The organism is Bacteroides sp. MSK.20.82, from assembly GCF_019052485.1.
Classification (GTDB): Bacteria; Bacteroidota; Bacteroidia; order Bacteroidales; family Bacteroidaceae; genus Bacteroides; species Bacteroides thetaiotaomicron.
In genome coordinates, this window is record NZ_JAHQUN010000023.1 from 29,426 (window position 1) to 45,527 (window position 16,102).

General features: G+C 44.7%; 14 protein-coding genes and 1 tRNA gene. 12 read left to right on the top strand and 3 right to left on the bottom strand.

The window, feature by feature from the left end:
- Window positions 1–5 precede the first annotated feature (5 nt).
- The 5 genes from KTR07_RS17520 to KTR07_RS17540 all read left to right on the top strand — a co-directional run bounded on the left by KTR07_RS17520 (window position 6) and on the right by KTR07_RS17540 (window position 4,263).
- Window positions 6–1,388, top strand: coding sequence for a cytochrome c peroxidase (locus KTR07_RS17520; RefSeq protein WP_016267054.1), 1,383 nt, complete (start codon window positions 6–8; stop codon window positions 1,386–1,388).
- A gap of 251 nt (window positions 1,389–1,639) precedes the next feature.
- Window positions 1,640–2,521, top strand: coding sequence for a bifunctional methylenetetrahydrofolate dehydrogenase/methenyltetrahydrofolate cyclohydrolase FolD (gene folD, locus KTR07_RS17525; RefSeq protein WP_022470839.1), 882 nt, complete (start codon window positions 1,640–1,642; stop codon window positions 2,519–2,521).
- 154 nt (window positions 2,522–2,675) lie between these two features.
- Window positions 2,676–3,812 carry a CapA family protein gene (locus KTR07_RS17530; RefSeq protein WP_113748332.1) on the top strand — a complete coding sequence of 379 codons (1,137 nt, stop codon included), beginning with the start codon at window positions 2,676–2,678 and terminating at the stop codon, window positions 3,810–3,812.
- A 65-nt stretch (window positions 3,813–3,877) separates the two neighbouring features.
- Window positions 3,878–3,954 (top strand) — tRNA-His (locus tag KTR07_RS17535).
- A 72-nt stretch (window positions 3,955–4,026) separates the two neighbouring features.
- Window positions 4,027–4,263, top strand: a complete 237-nt coding sequence (locus KTR07_RS17540; RefSeq protein WP_113748331.1) for a PspC domain-containing protein — start codon at window positions 4,027–4,029, stop codon at window positions 4,261–4,263.
- Between the two features lie 70 nt (window positions 4,264–4,333).
- On the opposite strand, the gene KTR07_RS17545 is transcribed toward KTR07_RS17540, so the two are convergent.
- Complete coding sequence (locus KTR07_RS17545) at window positions 4,334–6,193, bottom strand: DNA polymerase III subunit gamma/tau (protein WP_008762120.1); 1,860 nt, start codon at window positions 6,191–6,193, stop codon at window positions 4,334–4,336.
- A 158-nt stretch (window positions 6,194–6,351) separates the two neighbouring features.
- Between KTR07_RS17545 and KTR07_RS17550 the strand changes: the two genes are divergently transcribed.
- Together KTR07_RS17550 and KTR07_RS17555 are read left to right on the top strand one after the other, a co-directional pair.
- Entirely contained in the window at window positions 6,352–6,654 is a 303-nt protein-coding gene (locus KTR07_RS17550; RefSeq protein ID WP_008762119.1) for a septum formation initiator family protein, read from the top strand.
- Entirely contained in the window at window positions 6,651–6,992 is a 342-nt protein-coding gene (locus tag KTR07_RS17555; RefSeq protein WP_008767910.1) for a hypothetical protein, read from the top strand. Before KTR07_RS17550 ends, KTR07_RS17555 begins: the two co-directional genes overlap by 4 nt.
- A 96-nt stretch (window positions 6,993–7,088) precedes the next feature.
- Here KTR07_RS17555 and KTR07_RS17560 read toward each other — a convergent pair whose 3' ends face one another.
- Together KTR07_RS17560 and KTR07_RS17565 are read right to left on the bottom strand one after the other, a co-directional pair.
- Window positions 7,089–7,691, bottom strand: a complete 603-nt coding sequence (locus KTR07_RS17560) for an OmpH family outer membrane protein (protein WP_008762117.1) — start codon at window positions 7,689–7,691, stop codon at window positions 7,089–7,091.
- Between the two features lie 26 nt (window positions 7,692–7,717).
- Complete coding sequence (locus KTR07_RS17565) at window positions 7,718–7,951, bottom strand: hypothetical protein (protein ID WP_008762116.1); 234 nt, start codon at window positions 7,949–7,951, stop codon at window positions 7,718–7,720.
- A gap of 132 nt (window positions 7,952–8,083) precedes the next feature.
- On the opposite strand from KTR07_RS17565, the gene KTR07_RS17570 reads away from it, so the two are divergent.
- From KTR07_RS17570 to KTR07_RS17590, 5 genes are all read left to right on the top strand, one after another.
- On the top strand, window positions 8,084–9,544 hold the full coding sequence (locus KTR07_RS17570) for an aminoacyl-histidine dipeptidase (protein ID WP_022470836.1): 1,461 nt from the start codon (window positions 8,084–8,086) through the stop codon (window positions 9,542–9,544).
- Window positions 9,525–10,721 carry an endonuclease/exonuclease/phosphatase family protein gene (locus tag KTR07_RS17575; RefSeq protein WP_165938029.1) on the top strand — a complete coding sequence of 399 codons (1,197 nt, stop codon included), beginning with the start codon at window positions 9,525–9,527 and terminating at the stop codon, window positions 10,719–10,721. Before KTR07_RS17570 ends, KTR07_RS17575 begins: the two co-directional genes overlap by 20 nt.
- 152 nt (window positions 10,722–10,873) lie before the next feature.
- A complete protein-coding gene (locus KTR07_RS17580; protein WP_016267049.1) occupies window positions 10,874–11,437 on the top strand; it encodes an RNA polymerase sigma-70 factor in 564 nt (187 codons plus the stop codon).
- A gap of 78 nt (window positions 11,438–11,515) precedes the next feature.
- Window positions 11,516–12,523 carry a FecR family protein gene (locus KTR07_RS17585; RefSeq protein WP_008762112.1) on the top strand — a complete coding sequence of 336 codons (1,008 nt, stop codon included), beginning with the start codon at window positions 11,516–11,518 and terminating at the stop codon, window positions 12,521–12,523.
- A 113-nt stretch (window positions 12,524–12,636) separates the two neighbouring features.
- Window positions 12,637–16,089 (top strand): TonB-dependent receptor, encoded by a 3,453-nt coding sequence (locus KTR07_RS17590; protein WP_113748327.1) that lies wholly within the window; start codon window positions 12,637–12,639, stop codon window positions 16,087–16,089.
- Window positions 16,090–16,102 lie beyond the last annotated feature (13 nt).

Below are 16,102 nucleotides of genomic sequence, written 5' to 3' on the forward strand. Positions count from 1 at the left end.
GTGAAATGAAGAGAAGTACAAAACTAATCGTAGCATTATTGGTAGTCGTGGCGGCATTGGCAGTCATTTACCGACTGATGCATCGGGTGCCTTCTGCCGATTTGGAAGCAAACGTGCAGATGCAACAGATTATTACGGATGCAGGATGCCTGAGATGCCATACCTCGACGCCGGAACTACCGTTCTATGCAAATATGCCTGTAGCCGGAAAAATTGTAATGGAAGACGTGAGCAAAGCCTATCGCGCTTTCGACATGACTCAGATGGAGAAAGACATGAAGGAAGGACGCCCTCTCAATCCGGTTGATCTGGCTAAAGTAGAAAAAGTAATCCTCGACGGAAAGATGCCGCAGGCAAAGTATTACCTTGTACATTGGGGAGCTTCTTTCAATGATGCAAAGAAAGAGGTAGCACTGAGCTGGGTAAAACATCACCGCATGGGACTGTATACCGATGTGGCAGTAGCACCTGATTTCATTAACGAACCGATTCGTCCTATTGCCGACTCGATCTCAGTCGATGTACGCAAAGTGGTCTTAGGAAATCTGTTGTATCACGACACCCGCTTATCGGCAGACAACACCGTTTCATGTGCCAGCTGTCATGGTCTGGATACCGGTGGCGTTGACAACAAGCAGTATTCTGAAGGAGTAGGCGGTCAGTTGGGCGGCGTCAATGCCCCGACCGTATACAATGCTGCCTATAACTTTGTTCAATTCTGGGACGGACGTGCCGGAACTCTGGCAGAACAAGCTGCCGGCCCTCCATTGAATCCGGTAGAAATGGCTTGCGAGTCATTCGATCAGATCATCAGCAAACTGGCAGAAGACAAGAATTTCGTAGTGGCATTCAACGAAGTATATCCCGACGGATTGAACGAAAAGAATATCACAAATGCTATTCAGGAGTTCGAAAAGACATTGCTGACTCCTAATTCACGTTTCGACCGTTATCTGAAAGGACAGAAAGATGCCATCACCGCAGATGAAATCGCCGGATACGACCTTTTCAAGAAATATGACTGTGCGACTTGTCATGTGGGAGAAATCCTCGGAGGACAATCTTATGAACTGATCGGTGTACAGCATGATTATTTCGCAGACCGTCAGGCAGAAATGACTGAAGAAGACAACGGACGATTCAAGCAGACAAAAGCAGAGCGTGACCGTCACCGCTTCAAAGTGCCAGGATTGAGAAATATTGAACTGACCGCTCCTTATTTCCACGACGGCAGCATGGCTACTATGGATGATGCGGTTCGCGCCATGGCCAAATATCAGTTAGGCATCGACCTACCACAACCGGAAGTAGATAAGATTGTCGCCTTCCTCCGTACATTGACCGGAGAGTATAAAGGCAAATTGCTGACAAATAAGAACATGATCTGACAAGACCAAACAGAGGCTCCATTTCACCCGAACAGAGCCTCTGATTGATGTAAACAGAGCCTCCGTTTCACCTAAACAGAGGCTCTGTTTTTCTTACCTGAAAATCAGAGCTTTCCCTTGTTCTTTTTGCCTTCTTTCCTACTCGCATTCCAATATGTTCCGCTGTCCCCTCTCCACAAAAAGTCCATTCCTTTTGGAGAGTTCAGTTATTTATTTTACTTTTGTCCATCACCAATAAATACTCTGAAAATATGACTCTGATAGACGGAAAAGCCATTTCCGAACAAGTGAAACAAGAGATTGCAGCCGAAGTAGCCGAAATTGTTGCTCGTGGCGGCAAACGCCCGCATCTGGCAGCAATCCTTGTAGGACATGATGGTGGCAGCGAAACGTATGTAGCCGCCAAAGTAAAAGCCTGCGAAGTATGTGGATTCAAATCTTCCCTCATCCGTTACGAAAGTGACGTGACCGAAGAAGAACTACTCGCCAAAGTATGCGAACTGAATAATGACGACGATGTAGACGGATTTATCGTACAGCTCCCGTTACCGAAACATATCTCCGAACAGAAAGTTATCGAAACGATCGACTATCGTAAAGATGTAGACGGATTCCACCCTATCAATGTGGGGCGTATGTCTATCGGACTTCCCTGCTATGTATCTGCCACCCCGAACGGTATTCTCGAACTGCTGAAACGTTATGAGATAGAGACGTCGGGAAAGAAATGTGTTGTACTCGGCCGCAGCAACATTGTAGGCAAGCCGATGGCTTCACTGATGATGCAGAAAGCGTATCCGGGAGATGCAACTGTTACTGTATGCCACAGCCGCAGCAAAGACTTGGTAAAAGAATGTCAGGAAGCTGATATTATTATTGCTGCTCTGGGACAACCCAACTTTGTGAAAGAAGAAATGGTCAAAGAAGGTGCAGTGGTAATCGACGTAGGTACTACCCGCGTGCCGGACGCCAGCAAAAAATCCGGCTTCAAGCTGACAGGCGATGTGAAGTTTGATGAGGTAGCGCCTAAGTGCTCATTCATCACTCCCGTACCGGGCGGCGTGGGTCCGATGACGATTGTATCATTAATGAAAAATACACTTTTAGCCGGTAAAAAAGCTATTTACAAGTAGAATATTGAAGGACAGTGAAATGTGTTTCACTGTCCTTTTCCTTCCCTTAATCTGACAGTTATGAAAACAATTACGACTCTCCCTCTCTTATTATGTCCGTTTCCTGCCTAAGTAACAATCATTCTCGAAAAGACATTATAATCCTCTTGAACGTATGAAAGAACTATTAGTATCCCTTCTTCTGGTTACACAATTCTCTTGTATCAGCAAAGCGCAAGAAAATGATACTACCACACAGATACTGACAACTGACAGCCTGCAAACAGACACCCTTTCGCTTCTTTTTGCAGGGGACCTTATGCAGCATCAAGGACAAATTAACGCTGCACGTACTGCGACAGGAGGCTACGATTATTCCAGCTATTTTGAATATGTCAAAGACGAAATTCAAAGTGCTGACTTTGCCATAGCTAATCTGGAAGTTACTCTCGGAGGAAAACCGTACAAAGGCTATCCCGCTTTCAGCGCTCCCGATGAATATCTGACCGCTATCCATAATGCCGGATTCAATGTACTGATAACCGCCAATAACCATAGTCTCGACCGTGGCAGAAAAGGCTTGGAACGCACTATACAATTAATAGACTCCTTAAAAATTCCACACGCCGGAACGTACCTCAACGCTGAAGAGCGTGAAAATAAATACCCTCTTTTATTAGAAAAAAAAGGCTTCCGCATTGCCATACTCAACTATACATACGGAACAAACGGAATCCCTGTCACTCCGCCCAACATCGTCAATTATACTGATACGACCATTATATCCAAAGATATCGAAGCAAGTAAAACAATGAATCCCGATGCAATTATTGCTTGTATGCATTGGGGAATCGAATACCAGTCACTCCCTGACAAAGAACAGAAGTTTCTGACCGATTGGCTGCTTCGAAAAGGAGTAAATCACATAATCGGTTGTCATCCTCATGTTGTGCAGCCTATCGAAATTCGCAAAGACAGTCTGACAAACGGGAAGCATCTGGTAGTATATTCACTGGGGAATTATATTTCCAATATGTCCGCCCGTCGCACGGATGGCGGCCTGATGGTAAAAATGGAATTAGTAAAAGATAGTACCACCCGACTCAACCATTGCGAATATAGCCTGGTATGGACAGCCCGTCCCGTTCAATCAGGAAAAAAGAATCATCAATTACTACCAATTAATTTCCCCACTGACTCCATTTCCGTAAATGCACGTAACTCTCTGAGAATCTTTGCAAATGATGCGCGATCCCTCTTCAGCAAGCATAATCGGGGAATAAAAGAATATCTTTTTTATAAAAAAAAGTAGCAGAATCTTTTGGAGATTTAAAGATAATATCTATCTTTGCACCGCGTTAGAGAAACGCAGACATGGTGGATGTAGTTCAGTTGGTTAGAGCGTCAGATTGTGGTTCTGAATGTCGCCGGTTCGAGTCCGGTCTTCCACCCCAAGAAATTTTAAAAGACAAGTCCTGTAAAGCGAAAGATTTACAGGACTTATTTTTTATTAATACAATCGCTTTATGGAAAACAACAAAAAACTGACTCGTTCCAGAAAGGAACGAATGATAGCCGGAGTATGCGGAAGTTTAGCCGAATACTTCGGATGGGACCCTACTTTAGTAAGAATAGTCTATGCACTAGCCACCATCTTCACTGCTTTTGCAGGAATTATTATTTATCTTATTCTATGGATCATTATGCCGGAAGAAAGGTATAGCGACGGATACGGTGACAGAATGAATCAACGTTTGCATTAGTATTGCTTTCATAGCCATCCGGAGCATTTACTTTAAAGATCCGGATGGAAATCTTATAGAAATCAGTACATTAATATAATTCGAGTCCGAACTCATCTTTCAGTTGCATCAGCGCCTGATTCTTCTGTGCCATCATCTGGAACTTCTCGACACGACCAACCGCCCGAACAGTTTCTGCAGGTTCACTTACCCGCACTGTCATCGCCACTTTGCTGTTCTTCAATCTTCCACGAAGATAAGTCTGTAATTCCGGAATCAAAGCTGTAAAATCTTTAGCAGCAATCTCATTATCGACCACTACTTCAAAAGTAGTCGAATTATTCAACAATACCGGACGTATCACTTGCATACGCTTTGCAATGGCCACCTGTTCTTTGGGTAACTGTCCCGCATATTCCTGCCAGTAATAATTCAAATCTCTGTCATTGAAAATAAAGTCTTCTTCCGGCTGTGTTTGCACCTGAGCAACATTGGTTTTGGCTGTATTCTGAGCAGCCTGATCACGTTGCGGATTTTTGATAGATACTCCCAAACTAGACATCTTCATCACAGGAATCTTCCGTTCCTCTTTGGAAATCGAAGAGATTCCAACACTCTGTGACGGCGCGGAAGCAGTATTTGCCGGAGCAGCAGCCCCCGAAGCAACAGATACCTGCGGTTGACGCACAGCAGTATTAGCGGCAGACGGCGCAATAGCCGGAGACGGAGCAGTATGAACAGTAGTCTGTTGAGCAGACGGTGCAGAAGCGACCTGCGGCTGCTGAGCTGCGGCAGGTTGGGTGAATACGGGTTTTATGGTCTGCTTAGGGCCACGCCCACCACTTACGTCATCCCCCTCGGTGGTAAGCTGGGCAACCTGTATCAAGGTCAGTTCCACCAGTAAGCGCTTGTTCTTGCTGGCACGGTAATTCAAATCACAATCATTGCAAAGTTTCATCGCACGGTAAAGAAACTGCAACGGGCATTTCTGCGCCTGTTCCTGATAACGCTGACGTATGCTCGCCCCTACTTCCAGTAATGGCAAGGTAGCTGCATCCTTACTGACCAGCAAATCCCGGCAATGAGAAGATAATCCGGTGATGAAGTGACTACCGTCAAATCCCTTATTCAGCACATCATTGAAAAGCAACAAGGCATCACTTACCCTGTTTTCTAGAAAACAATCCGTCAGACGGAAATAATATTCGTAATCGAGAACGTTCAAGTTCTCAATAACACTCTTATAAGTAATATTCCCTCCCGTAAAACTCACTACCTGATCGAAGATAGACAATGCGTCACGCATACCTCCATCCGCTTTCATTGCAATGACATTCAGCGCTTCGGGTTCTGCCGTAATATTTTCTTTTGCAGCAACGTACGACAAATGATTCACCGTATCTTCGACACTGATCCGGTTAAAATCATAAATCTGGCAACGGGAAAGGATAGTCGGAAGAATCTTATGCTTCTCCGTCGTAGCCAGAATAAAGATAGCGTGGCGGGGAGGTTCTTCCAATGTTTTCAGGAATGCGTTGAAAGCGGAAGCCGAGAGCATGTGCACCTCATCGATAATATATACCTTATATTTACCGATCTGTGGCGGGATGCGCACCTGTTCCACCAATTGACGGATATCATCCACCGAATTGTTGGAAGCGGCATCAAGTTCATGGATATTATACGACCGCTGTTCGTTGAAAGCCACACACGATTCGCATTCGTTACAGGCTTCACCATCGGCAGTAGGCGTCATACAGTTGATGGTTTTGGCGAAGATACGTGCACAAGTAGTCTTTCCCACCCCGCGCGGTCCGCAAAACAAATAAGCATGAGCCAATTTCTGGGTAGCGATTGCATTCTTTAATGTAGTAGTCAGCGCTCGTTGTCCCACCACCGATTCGAATGTGGACGGACGGTACTTACGAGCTGATACAATATAGTTCTCCATATCCGGGATTCTCTCTGTTTTTTTTGATTTTTCGCTTTCAGTGCAAATGTACACAAAAAAGTGATAAGTAATAAAGGATAGAGAAAGAAGTTTTGAACCTAAAGCGGTAAGTTTTTAAGTTATTAGTTTTATCTTTGCGGATATAAAAAAGAGAAGTTATGGATAAACTGATCACTATCTGGAGTTTCATATGCCGACGTAAGTATCTTATCACCGTCGTTGCATTTGCTGTTATCATTGGTTTTCTGGACGAGAACAGCCTGTTCCGCCGTCTGGGATACGAACGCGAAATCAGCCAGCTGAAAGAAGAGATAGAAAAATACCGGGCGGACTACGAAGAGAACACCAAACGTCTCAACGAGTTGAACAGCAATCCGGATGCTATCGAACAGGTGGCACGTGAAAAGTATCTGATGAAGAAGCCCAACGAAGATATTTACGTTTTTGAAGATAATAAATGAAACAATTAGTACCCGCACTTTTCGCCGTAGGCGCAATCATGGCTCTCACAGGGGCTGCTGTATATATCACCGGATGGAACTATGCTCCTTATATTTATACCATCGGAGCCGGATTCATTGCTCTGGCACAAGTAAACACACCGGTTAAAGGAAAAAGCAAAATTTTAAAACGTCTGCGTATCCAGCAGATATTCGGAGCACTTGCGCTGATACTGACGGGAGCTTTCATGTTTACCACCCGTGGAAATGAATGGATTGCCTGTCTGACTATCGCTGCCGTACTTGAACTTTACACCGCTTTCCGCATTCCACAGGAAGAAGCAAAAGAAGAGAAATAAAAAAACCTGTTCAAAGCTTCTCAGTCTTGAACAGGCATCAATTTATTAAAATCATGAATGCCCTTAGGAAACCCAAGGGCCTAAAAAAGACGTTTTTTATTTCTTAGCAGATGAATATCTGGCATTCAATCCATCTACAATTTCTTTTGTGATATTATATGCACTATCAGCATAAAGCAGATTATCGAAACCTGTGTTGCTGAAGATCAGGCTATATCCACGAGTCTTATTATATTCTTTCAGGAAAGCGTTGATAGAATCACGGAAAAGCAAACTGTTAGCATTATTGTCTTCCATCAGACCATTTTGAAGTTTGTTGCTCAATTCCTGCAAATCCTGTTCCATTTTAGCCAAACGATTGTATTCCTGCTGAGCTCTTTCCGGTGACAGGAAAGCATTGCTTTCATATTTCTTTTGGAATTCCTGTTTTTCTTTGTTCAAAGCTGTCATCTTCTGATTCAGCGTCATGCGAACATTTTCGCTCTTCTTTACCATAGCCTCATTCAAGTCAATACAGAAATTGTATTTAGCCAACAAGGTATCTATTTCAACATAAGCTATTTTCATTCCAGACAATTCTGCATTAGCCGAAGCCGGAGTAGTTGCAACTTGATTATCAGCTTTGCCGGCGCATTGTGAGAATAAAACGATAAACGCAAGTGCAGCTAAACCGTTCATGAGGTAGTTTATTCTATTCATAACTCTAAAATATTGTTTTTAATTAATTAGTTCATACTATCGTTCAAGGCTTTTTCCAACTCATCAATAGAAAAACGTGATTTCTTTTGTGCTTCACGATCCTGCGACTGCGCACAACCGATTCCTTTCTTACGCAACTCTTTATTACCGCTCACATGACCATTAGGGAACTTCCCCCCCTTCGTAAAGAATACTTTCACCCCCAATAATAGCAGGGAAATAGCAACTATTAACAAAGTTATCAGTATAGTCTCAACCATTTCTATTAATTTTGTGAGTGCAAAGATAGGCTTTAATGAGAAATGAGTTCAGATAAGTCAAGCAAATTAACCATATTTAGCAATAAGAGGAACCAAAATGAACCTCCTATTCCTATTATAAAAGAAAACAGCATGGAAAAAAAAGACCTTAAGCCGGCTGGCGTATTCAAGTATTTTGAGGAAATCTGCCAAGTGCCGCGTCCTTCCAAGAAGGAAGAGAAAATAATTGCCTACCTGAAGGCATTCGGAGCAAAACATAACCTGGAGACCAATGTAGACGAAGCAGGAAACGTACTGATCAAAAAGCCCGCCACTCCGGGCAAAGAAAACCTTCAGACTGTCATATTGCAATCGCACATCGACATGGTGTGCGAAAAGAACAATGATGTACAGCACGACTTCCTTACTGACCCTATCGAAACAGAAATAGACGGAGAATGGCTGAAAGCCAAAGGAACTACCCTCGGAGCTGATAACGGTATCGGTGTAGCTACCGAACTGGCTATTCTGGCGGATGACAGCATCGAGCACGGCCCGCTGGAATGCCTGTTTACCGTAGATGAAGAAACCGGTCTGACCGGAGCTTTTGAGCTGAAAGAAGGTTTCATGAGCGGTGATATTCTGCTGAACCTCGACTCCGAAGATGAAGGAGAAATCTTTATCGGATGTGCCGGAGGTATCGACTCCGTTGCAGAGTTTAGTTATAAAGAAGTAGAAGTCCCCGCAGGATACTTTTTCTTTAAAGTAGAAGTAAAAGGACTGAAAGGCGGTCACTCCGGTGGTGATATTCACTTGGGACGGGGCAATGCAAACAAGATACTGAACCGATTCCTGTCCCGAATGGCTAACCGGCAGGACCTGTATCTCTGCGAAATCAACGGAGGTAACCTGCGCAATGCCATCCCCCGCGAAGCATACGCCATCTGTGCAGTTCCCGAAGATGCCAAACATGACGTCCGCACGGAACTGAATATCTTCACCAGTGAAGTAGAAAACGAACTGGCCGTCACCGAACCGGACCTGAAACTGGTTCTTGAATCGGAAACTCCCCGTAAAATGGCTATCGACCAGGATACTACTACCCGCTTGCTGAAAGCATTGTATGCTGCTCCTCACGGTGTATATGCCATGAGTCAGGATATCCCCGGACTGGTAGAGACTTCAACCAACCTTGCTTCTGTCAAAATGAAACCGAATCATATTATCCGCATCGAAACCAGCCAACGCAGCTCTATCTTATCTGCACGCAATGACATGGCGAATACGGTTCGTGCCGTCTTCCAGCTGGCAGGCGCTGATGTGACCTTCGGTGAAGGTTATCCGGGATGGAAGCCGAATCCTCATTCGGCTATCCTCGAAGTGGCAGCAGAATCTTACAAACGACTTTTCGGTGTAGAGGCGAAAGTGAAAGCAATTCACGCAGGACTGGAATGCGGTCTGTTCCTCGACAAGTATCCGACATTAGACATGATTTCTTTCGGACCTACCCTCACCGGAGTACACTCTCCCGACGAACGGATGCACATCCCTTCCGTTGAGAAGTTCTGGAAGCACCTGTTGGATATTCTGGCACATGTTCCTGCCAAGAAATAACAGTCAGGTAAGACATCATAGAAAAGATGATGGTGATAGCAGAAAAAGATTTGCTATGACCGTCATCTTTATTATAATGCTCTTTTTCGTGCCCTCTTATATCATAGGGCAAACTTCTTTTGCAAAGCAAACTTCCCTTACCGAAAAAGAATCGTTCAGCAATAAACAATCTGTTTCCCAGAAGAAGTCTTCCGCCGAAGAACGAATTCCCTTTCGTGTCATGAGCTGGAATGTAGAAAACCTCTTTGACACTCACCACGATACACTAAAGAACGATAATGAATTTCTCCCCGACGCTATCCGTCACTGGAACTACACCAAGTACAAGAAGAAACTGGCTGATATGGCCCGTGTCATCACTGCCGTCGGTGAATGGAATCCACCCGCCCTTGTAGGTCTTTGTGAAGTAGAAAACGACAGTGTACTACGTGATCTCACACGACGTTCTCCTTTAAAGGAACTGAGTTACCGGTATGTTATGACAAGTTCTCCCGATCTGAGAGGGATTGATGTTGCTTTATTATATCAACGTGACCTATTCAAATTATTATCTTTCCGGTCTATCCCCATCCCCTCATTCAAGCATCATCGCCCCACAAGAGATTTACTGCACGTCAGCGGACTATTATTAACCGGAGATACACTTGATGTAATCGTCTGCCATCTGCCTTCCCGGTCCGGTGGAGCCAAGGAATCCGAACCTTACCGGCTACACGCTGCCCGAATACTACGCACAGAAGCCGACAGTCTGCTGAATATCCGCCTTCATCCACAACTGGTCATCATGGGAGATTTTAATGACTACCCAACCAATAAATCCATCAAAGAAATATTAGAAGCTACTGATCCCCAACAGTCAGTCACCTTCCCCAATCCCCGGAAACTCTACCATCTGCTTGCCCGAAAAGCAACATCCCGCCATTTTGGCTCCTATAAATATCACGGAGAATGGGGATTGCTTGACCATTTGATCGTATCCGGCAATTTACTCGATACTTCCTCTAAATTCTTCACCGGTGAAGACAAAGCAACTGTTGCCCGCCTCCCCTTTCTATTGACAGAAGACAAGAAATACGGTGATGATGAACCTTTCCGTACCTATAAAGGAATGAAATATCAGGGAGGAATCAGTGACCATCTTCCTGTTTACGCAGATTTTGAACTCATTTTATACTAGCCGAAATACAAGGAGGTTATAAATCCACTGTCAACCACTCCGCCGGACATAGCCGGAAAGAAAAAAAAGAGTTTTTTATGTTAATAAACGGGGTTCGATACAAAATTTACTTATTTTTGCAAGGTTTACAGCATTTACAAAAAATACCCCCAATGGAAACCTTTGACGAAAAACAACTTCTGAAGGCTATTAGCGAAGGAGATGAGAAAGCCTTTAAAACTTTCTTCCTATACTACTATCCCCGCATCAAAGGGTTTATCAACGGACTACTGCAATCGCAAGAAGAGGCCGAAGATTTATCGCAGGACATCTTCCTTACGTTATGGAACAACCGCTCATCCCTCCATACCATTAATAACCTTAAACCTTATCTTTTCCGCATTTCCAAAAATGCGGTGTATCGGCACATCGAACGCACACTACTGTTCAGGAACTATCAGCAGAAAGAAACCGAAAAGTATATCCCGCCACTGGAAAGCAACGAAACCGATGACAACATCCACCTCAAAGAACTCGAACTATTGGTGACAATGGTTGTAGAAAAAATGCCTCCGCAACGACAGAAAATATATAAGATGAGCCGGGAATCAGGAATGAACAACGAAGAAATAGCCCGCGAACTAAGCATCAACAAACGAACAGTAGAGAACCACCTTTCACAAGCACTTACCGACATCCGAAAAGCATTATTCATAACCTTTATTCTATTTTTCTAAAAAAAAGTAGAATAGAGGCTGTGCGTTATTAATCTGTTACGTATCTTATATATGTAACCACACCTAAAATACGCTAATATGTCGAACGCTCATAAAATAATTAAAAACTTTACTTCCGATAAGTTCAGTCCGGAACTTAAAGAGAAGTTATGGAAATGGCTTGTCGACTCCAGTGAACAGGCGGAAAAAGATGAAGCATTGATGGAATTATGGGAAGACCAGAATTTCAAAGCCGATGCAAGTACTGAACGTTCCTATCAGAACTTCCGCAGGAAAATTGCGCCCCGACAGCGGAAGGCAACTGCAAGGTATACCTTGCGCAAATGGCTGCAGGTGGCGGCTGTATTACTGGTTCCCCTGCTCTCTATGATAGCATCCTACCTATATATACAATCGAATGAAGAGCATACAGAACTTGTCGAGTACTATGTGCCCAGAGGCGAACAAAAACAGGTTACCTTGCCCGACGGCACCACAGCATACCTCAATTCAGGAACTTTACTGGTATATCCGCAAAAGTTCACCGGGGATATCCGTTCGGTATATCTGATAGGAGAAGCTAATTTTGACGTAAAGAAAGACAAGCAACATCCATTTATCGTCAAGACCAACCATCTGAAAGTAAAAGTATTGGGAACTAAATTCAACGTACACGCTTATGCAGAAGACGAGAAGACAACCACTACTTTGGAATCGGGTTCCGTAGTCGTTCAGAAAGCAAACAATGAGGATATCATCACCCTTACACCGAACGAGCAACTGGAATATGACAACCCGTCCGGAGAATTTAATAAAAAGATTATCGACGCCTCTGTCTACTCCGGCTGGACCAGAGGCGAGCTGAACTTTGCGGCAATGACTCTCAGCGATATTTTCATTACGATAGAGAGAATATACGACATACACATCATCGTCCCTCCGCATCTGGCTACCACCGATGTATATACCATCAAGTTCAAACAAAAAGCTCCTATCAAGGAGATCATGAATATCGTGACCAAAACCATAGGAAACATAGACTATAAAGTCGAAGACGAGAACATTCTCTTAATTTATTCACCCCTAAATAAGAAAGGAGGCCGATAGACAGAAAAAAGGGAGTCGATATTTCGCGGATACCAACTCCCCCAAATCAAAATTACTTCATTTAAATTAGTTGTGTACACTTAAATTAGTATTAATGATTAACTCACAAAAGTATGAAATTTTATAAATTGTCGGGCATAGGTTATCCCGTAAAAATTCATAAATTTTATATATTGTTATTCGCTTTATGTTTTTATAACATAGCCTATGGGCAAAATCAGCCAATAACGGTATCTATGAAAAACCAACCTCTATTAAAAGTATTCGAAATCATTGAAGATCAGACCGATTTTAGTATCGCTTATAATCAGACGAAACTGGACGTGAAACAAAAGGTCAGCGCCAATTTTGTCAGAGAAGCAGTCTCTTCCGTTCTGAACTCCGTACTCAAAGGAACAGGATTCACTTACAGACAGGAAGGTAAGCATATTATTATCATTCCTGTCCCGGCAAAGGCAGAAGCAGCCCCCAACAACACTACTTCTACCCAGCAGTCCATAAAAATACGGGGAACCGTAACAGATGCGCAAGGTGAACCTCTGATTGGAGCAAACGTTCTGGTCGACGGCAGCAAACAGGCGACCATTACCGACATGAATGGGGAATTCTCACTGGAAGTACCTGCCAACAGTAAGTTACGGGTTACTTATATCGGTTACGTCACACAAGAAGTAACAGTCAAAAACAAGACACTTTTCAACATACAGCTACAGGAAGATACCCAGACTATGGATGAAGTGGTAGTCATCGGATTCGGAACACAAAAAAAAGTGAATATGACCGGCGCTGTAGCCTCTGTAAATATCAAAGAGTCGTTGGGCGACCGCCCGATTACCAACGTTTCGGCTGCCCTGCAAGGAGTCGTGCCGGGACTAAAAATTGAATCGACAACGGGAACTCCGGGAGACGACATGACGTACAATATCCGTGGAACAACCTCCATCAACGGTGGTGAGCCTCTCGTATTGGTAAACAACGTACCGATGGATATCAATATGATTGACCCGCAGGATATTGAATCTGTCTCTATTTTGAAAGATGCCGCTTCCGCAGCTATCTACGGTGCCCGCGCAGCTTTTGGTGTGATTCTGATTACAACGAAGCAAGGTAAAAAGGACATGGCTCCCAGATTCAATTACAACAACAACTTCTCTTTCTCGAAAGCATCGGAGCTTCCGCAGAAAGCAAGTCCGCTGGAATCGGTACTGGCGTACAAGGAAATGGGATGGGCAAACGATACCTATGTAGACGGAAAAAACATCACCCAATGGGAAGGCTACATACGAGACTATCAGGCAAATCCTTCCAACTATCCGAACGGATATATTTTCGACGATCAGGGCAACCTGTTCCTTATGCGGGAGAATGATATGTTTGCCGATATGATGGATAACTTCGGATTCATGCAGAACCACAGTTTCTCCGTATCGGGAGGCAGCCAGCGTACCAGCTACCGACTAAGCCTGGGATATACCGGTGAGGACGGCATTCTGGTAACGGACAAAGACAAATTTGACCGTATCAATATGTCCAGCTTCCTGAGTGTCGACGTAAACAAGTGGCTGACCACCCAACTGGATATCAGATATGCAAACTCTACCCAGAACAAGGTGGAGCAAGGTGGACGAAACGGTGTCTGGGGAAGTGCCATGTACCTGCCGTCCTACCACAACATCCTGCCGTACGAACAAGACGGCATCGAATATCCTGCCGAAACGTCCGCTACTTTCGTACGCTACGGAGAACCGAGGGTGATCAAGAAGACCAACCTGCGTACTTTGGGACGTGTCATCATCTCTCCGCTGAAAGGACTGAAAATAACAGGTGAATATACCTACAACCGGATCACCGAGTACAACCGGATGTACGTCAACAAATACAAGTATATAGGATTCAACTTTACAGGGCTGCTGAACAATGTAGAGAACTCACGTTATGCCCTGACGCAAGGTTTCACCAATTACAACGCTATTAACGCATTCGCCAATTACGACTTTTCAATAGGTAAACATGATATCTCTATTATGGGTGGTTACAATCAGGAAGAGAGTCATAAGGAATCGCAATGGTCGCAGCGCACGGACGTATTACTGGAAAATCTGCCGTCGCTCTCCGGTTCTACCGGAACGGCATCCGTCACCGACAGTTTCGATGAATATGCTATCAGAGGTTTGTTCTACCGTGTCAATTACACTTACGACGGTAAATACATGTTCGAAGCCAACGGACGCTACGACGGTACATCCCGTTTCCCGAAAGACAGCCGTTTCGGTTTCTTCCCTTCCTTCTCCGCCGGATGGCGCATTTCGGAAGAAGCATTCATGAAGAATACCAAAAACTTCCTGTCTAACTTGAAACTACGTGCCTCATGGGGCTCTATCGGCAACCAGATCATACTGAAGCCGGACAACACTCCGGAAAACTATCCCTACATCCCTTCCATGTCACCTTACTTGACGGAATGGCTGGTGGACGGACAAAAGACGACTACACTGAATGCACCGGCAATGGTCAGCAGCAGTTTCTCGTGGGAAAAGGTATATACACTGGACTTCGGAGTCGATTTCGGATTCTTCGACAACCGCTTTAACGGTACTTTCGACTGGTATCGCCGCGACACCAAAGGGATGCTGGCACCCGGTATGGACCTACCGTGGGTAGTGGGAGCCACCGCCGCCAAACAGAACGCCGCTGACCTGAAGACGTACGGCTGGGAACTGGAACTGAACTGGAGAGACCGCATCAACAAGGACTGGAGCTACCGGATCGGATTCAACCTGTACGACTCACAAAGTGAAATCACGAAATACAATAATGAGACCAACCTGCTAGGCGACAAGATTTACCGCAAAGGCATGAAAATGGGAGAAATCTGGGGATATGTCACCGACCGCTTCTACACGGAAGACGACTTCAACGCAGACGGTACACTAAAACCGGGAATCCCCATTCCGAAAGGAGCAGGAAAAGTTTTTCCGGGAGACGTGCTGTATAAGAACTTCGATGACGATACCGAAACCATCTGGAGCGGCGAAGGAACCGCCGACAATCCCGGCGACCAGCGTATCATCGGTAACTCGACTCCGCGTTTCCACTACGGCATCACCGCAGGAATCAGCTGGAAAGGACTCGACCTCTCTATCTTCCTCCGAGGCGTAGGCAAACGGGATTATTGGCGCACCGACCAGATCGCATGGCCTACCGGAGGCTGGGGAAGCCTGTTCAAAGAAACTCTCGACTTCTGGACTCCGACTAACACCAATGCCTATTATCCGCGCGTGTATTCCAACGACGGGGTAAACACAAGCTACAACCACTGGAAACAGTCGAAGTATCTCGCCAACGCCTCTTACCTGAAACTGCAAAACATCACGCTTTCCTATACCTTGCCCAAAGTATGGTCCCAGCGTCTCTACTTCGACGATGTGAAAGTATTCTTCAGCGGAGAGAACCTCTACACGTGGGATCACCTGCCGGAAGGACTGGAAACCGATATGCTGTCAAAAGGTGCCTGGGAATATCCGTTCATGAGAAAATTCTCTTTCGGTATCAATGTTACATTCTAATAACCAATGTATT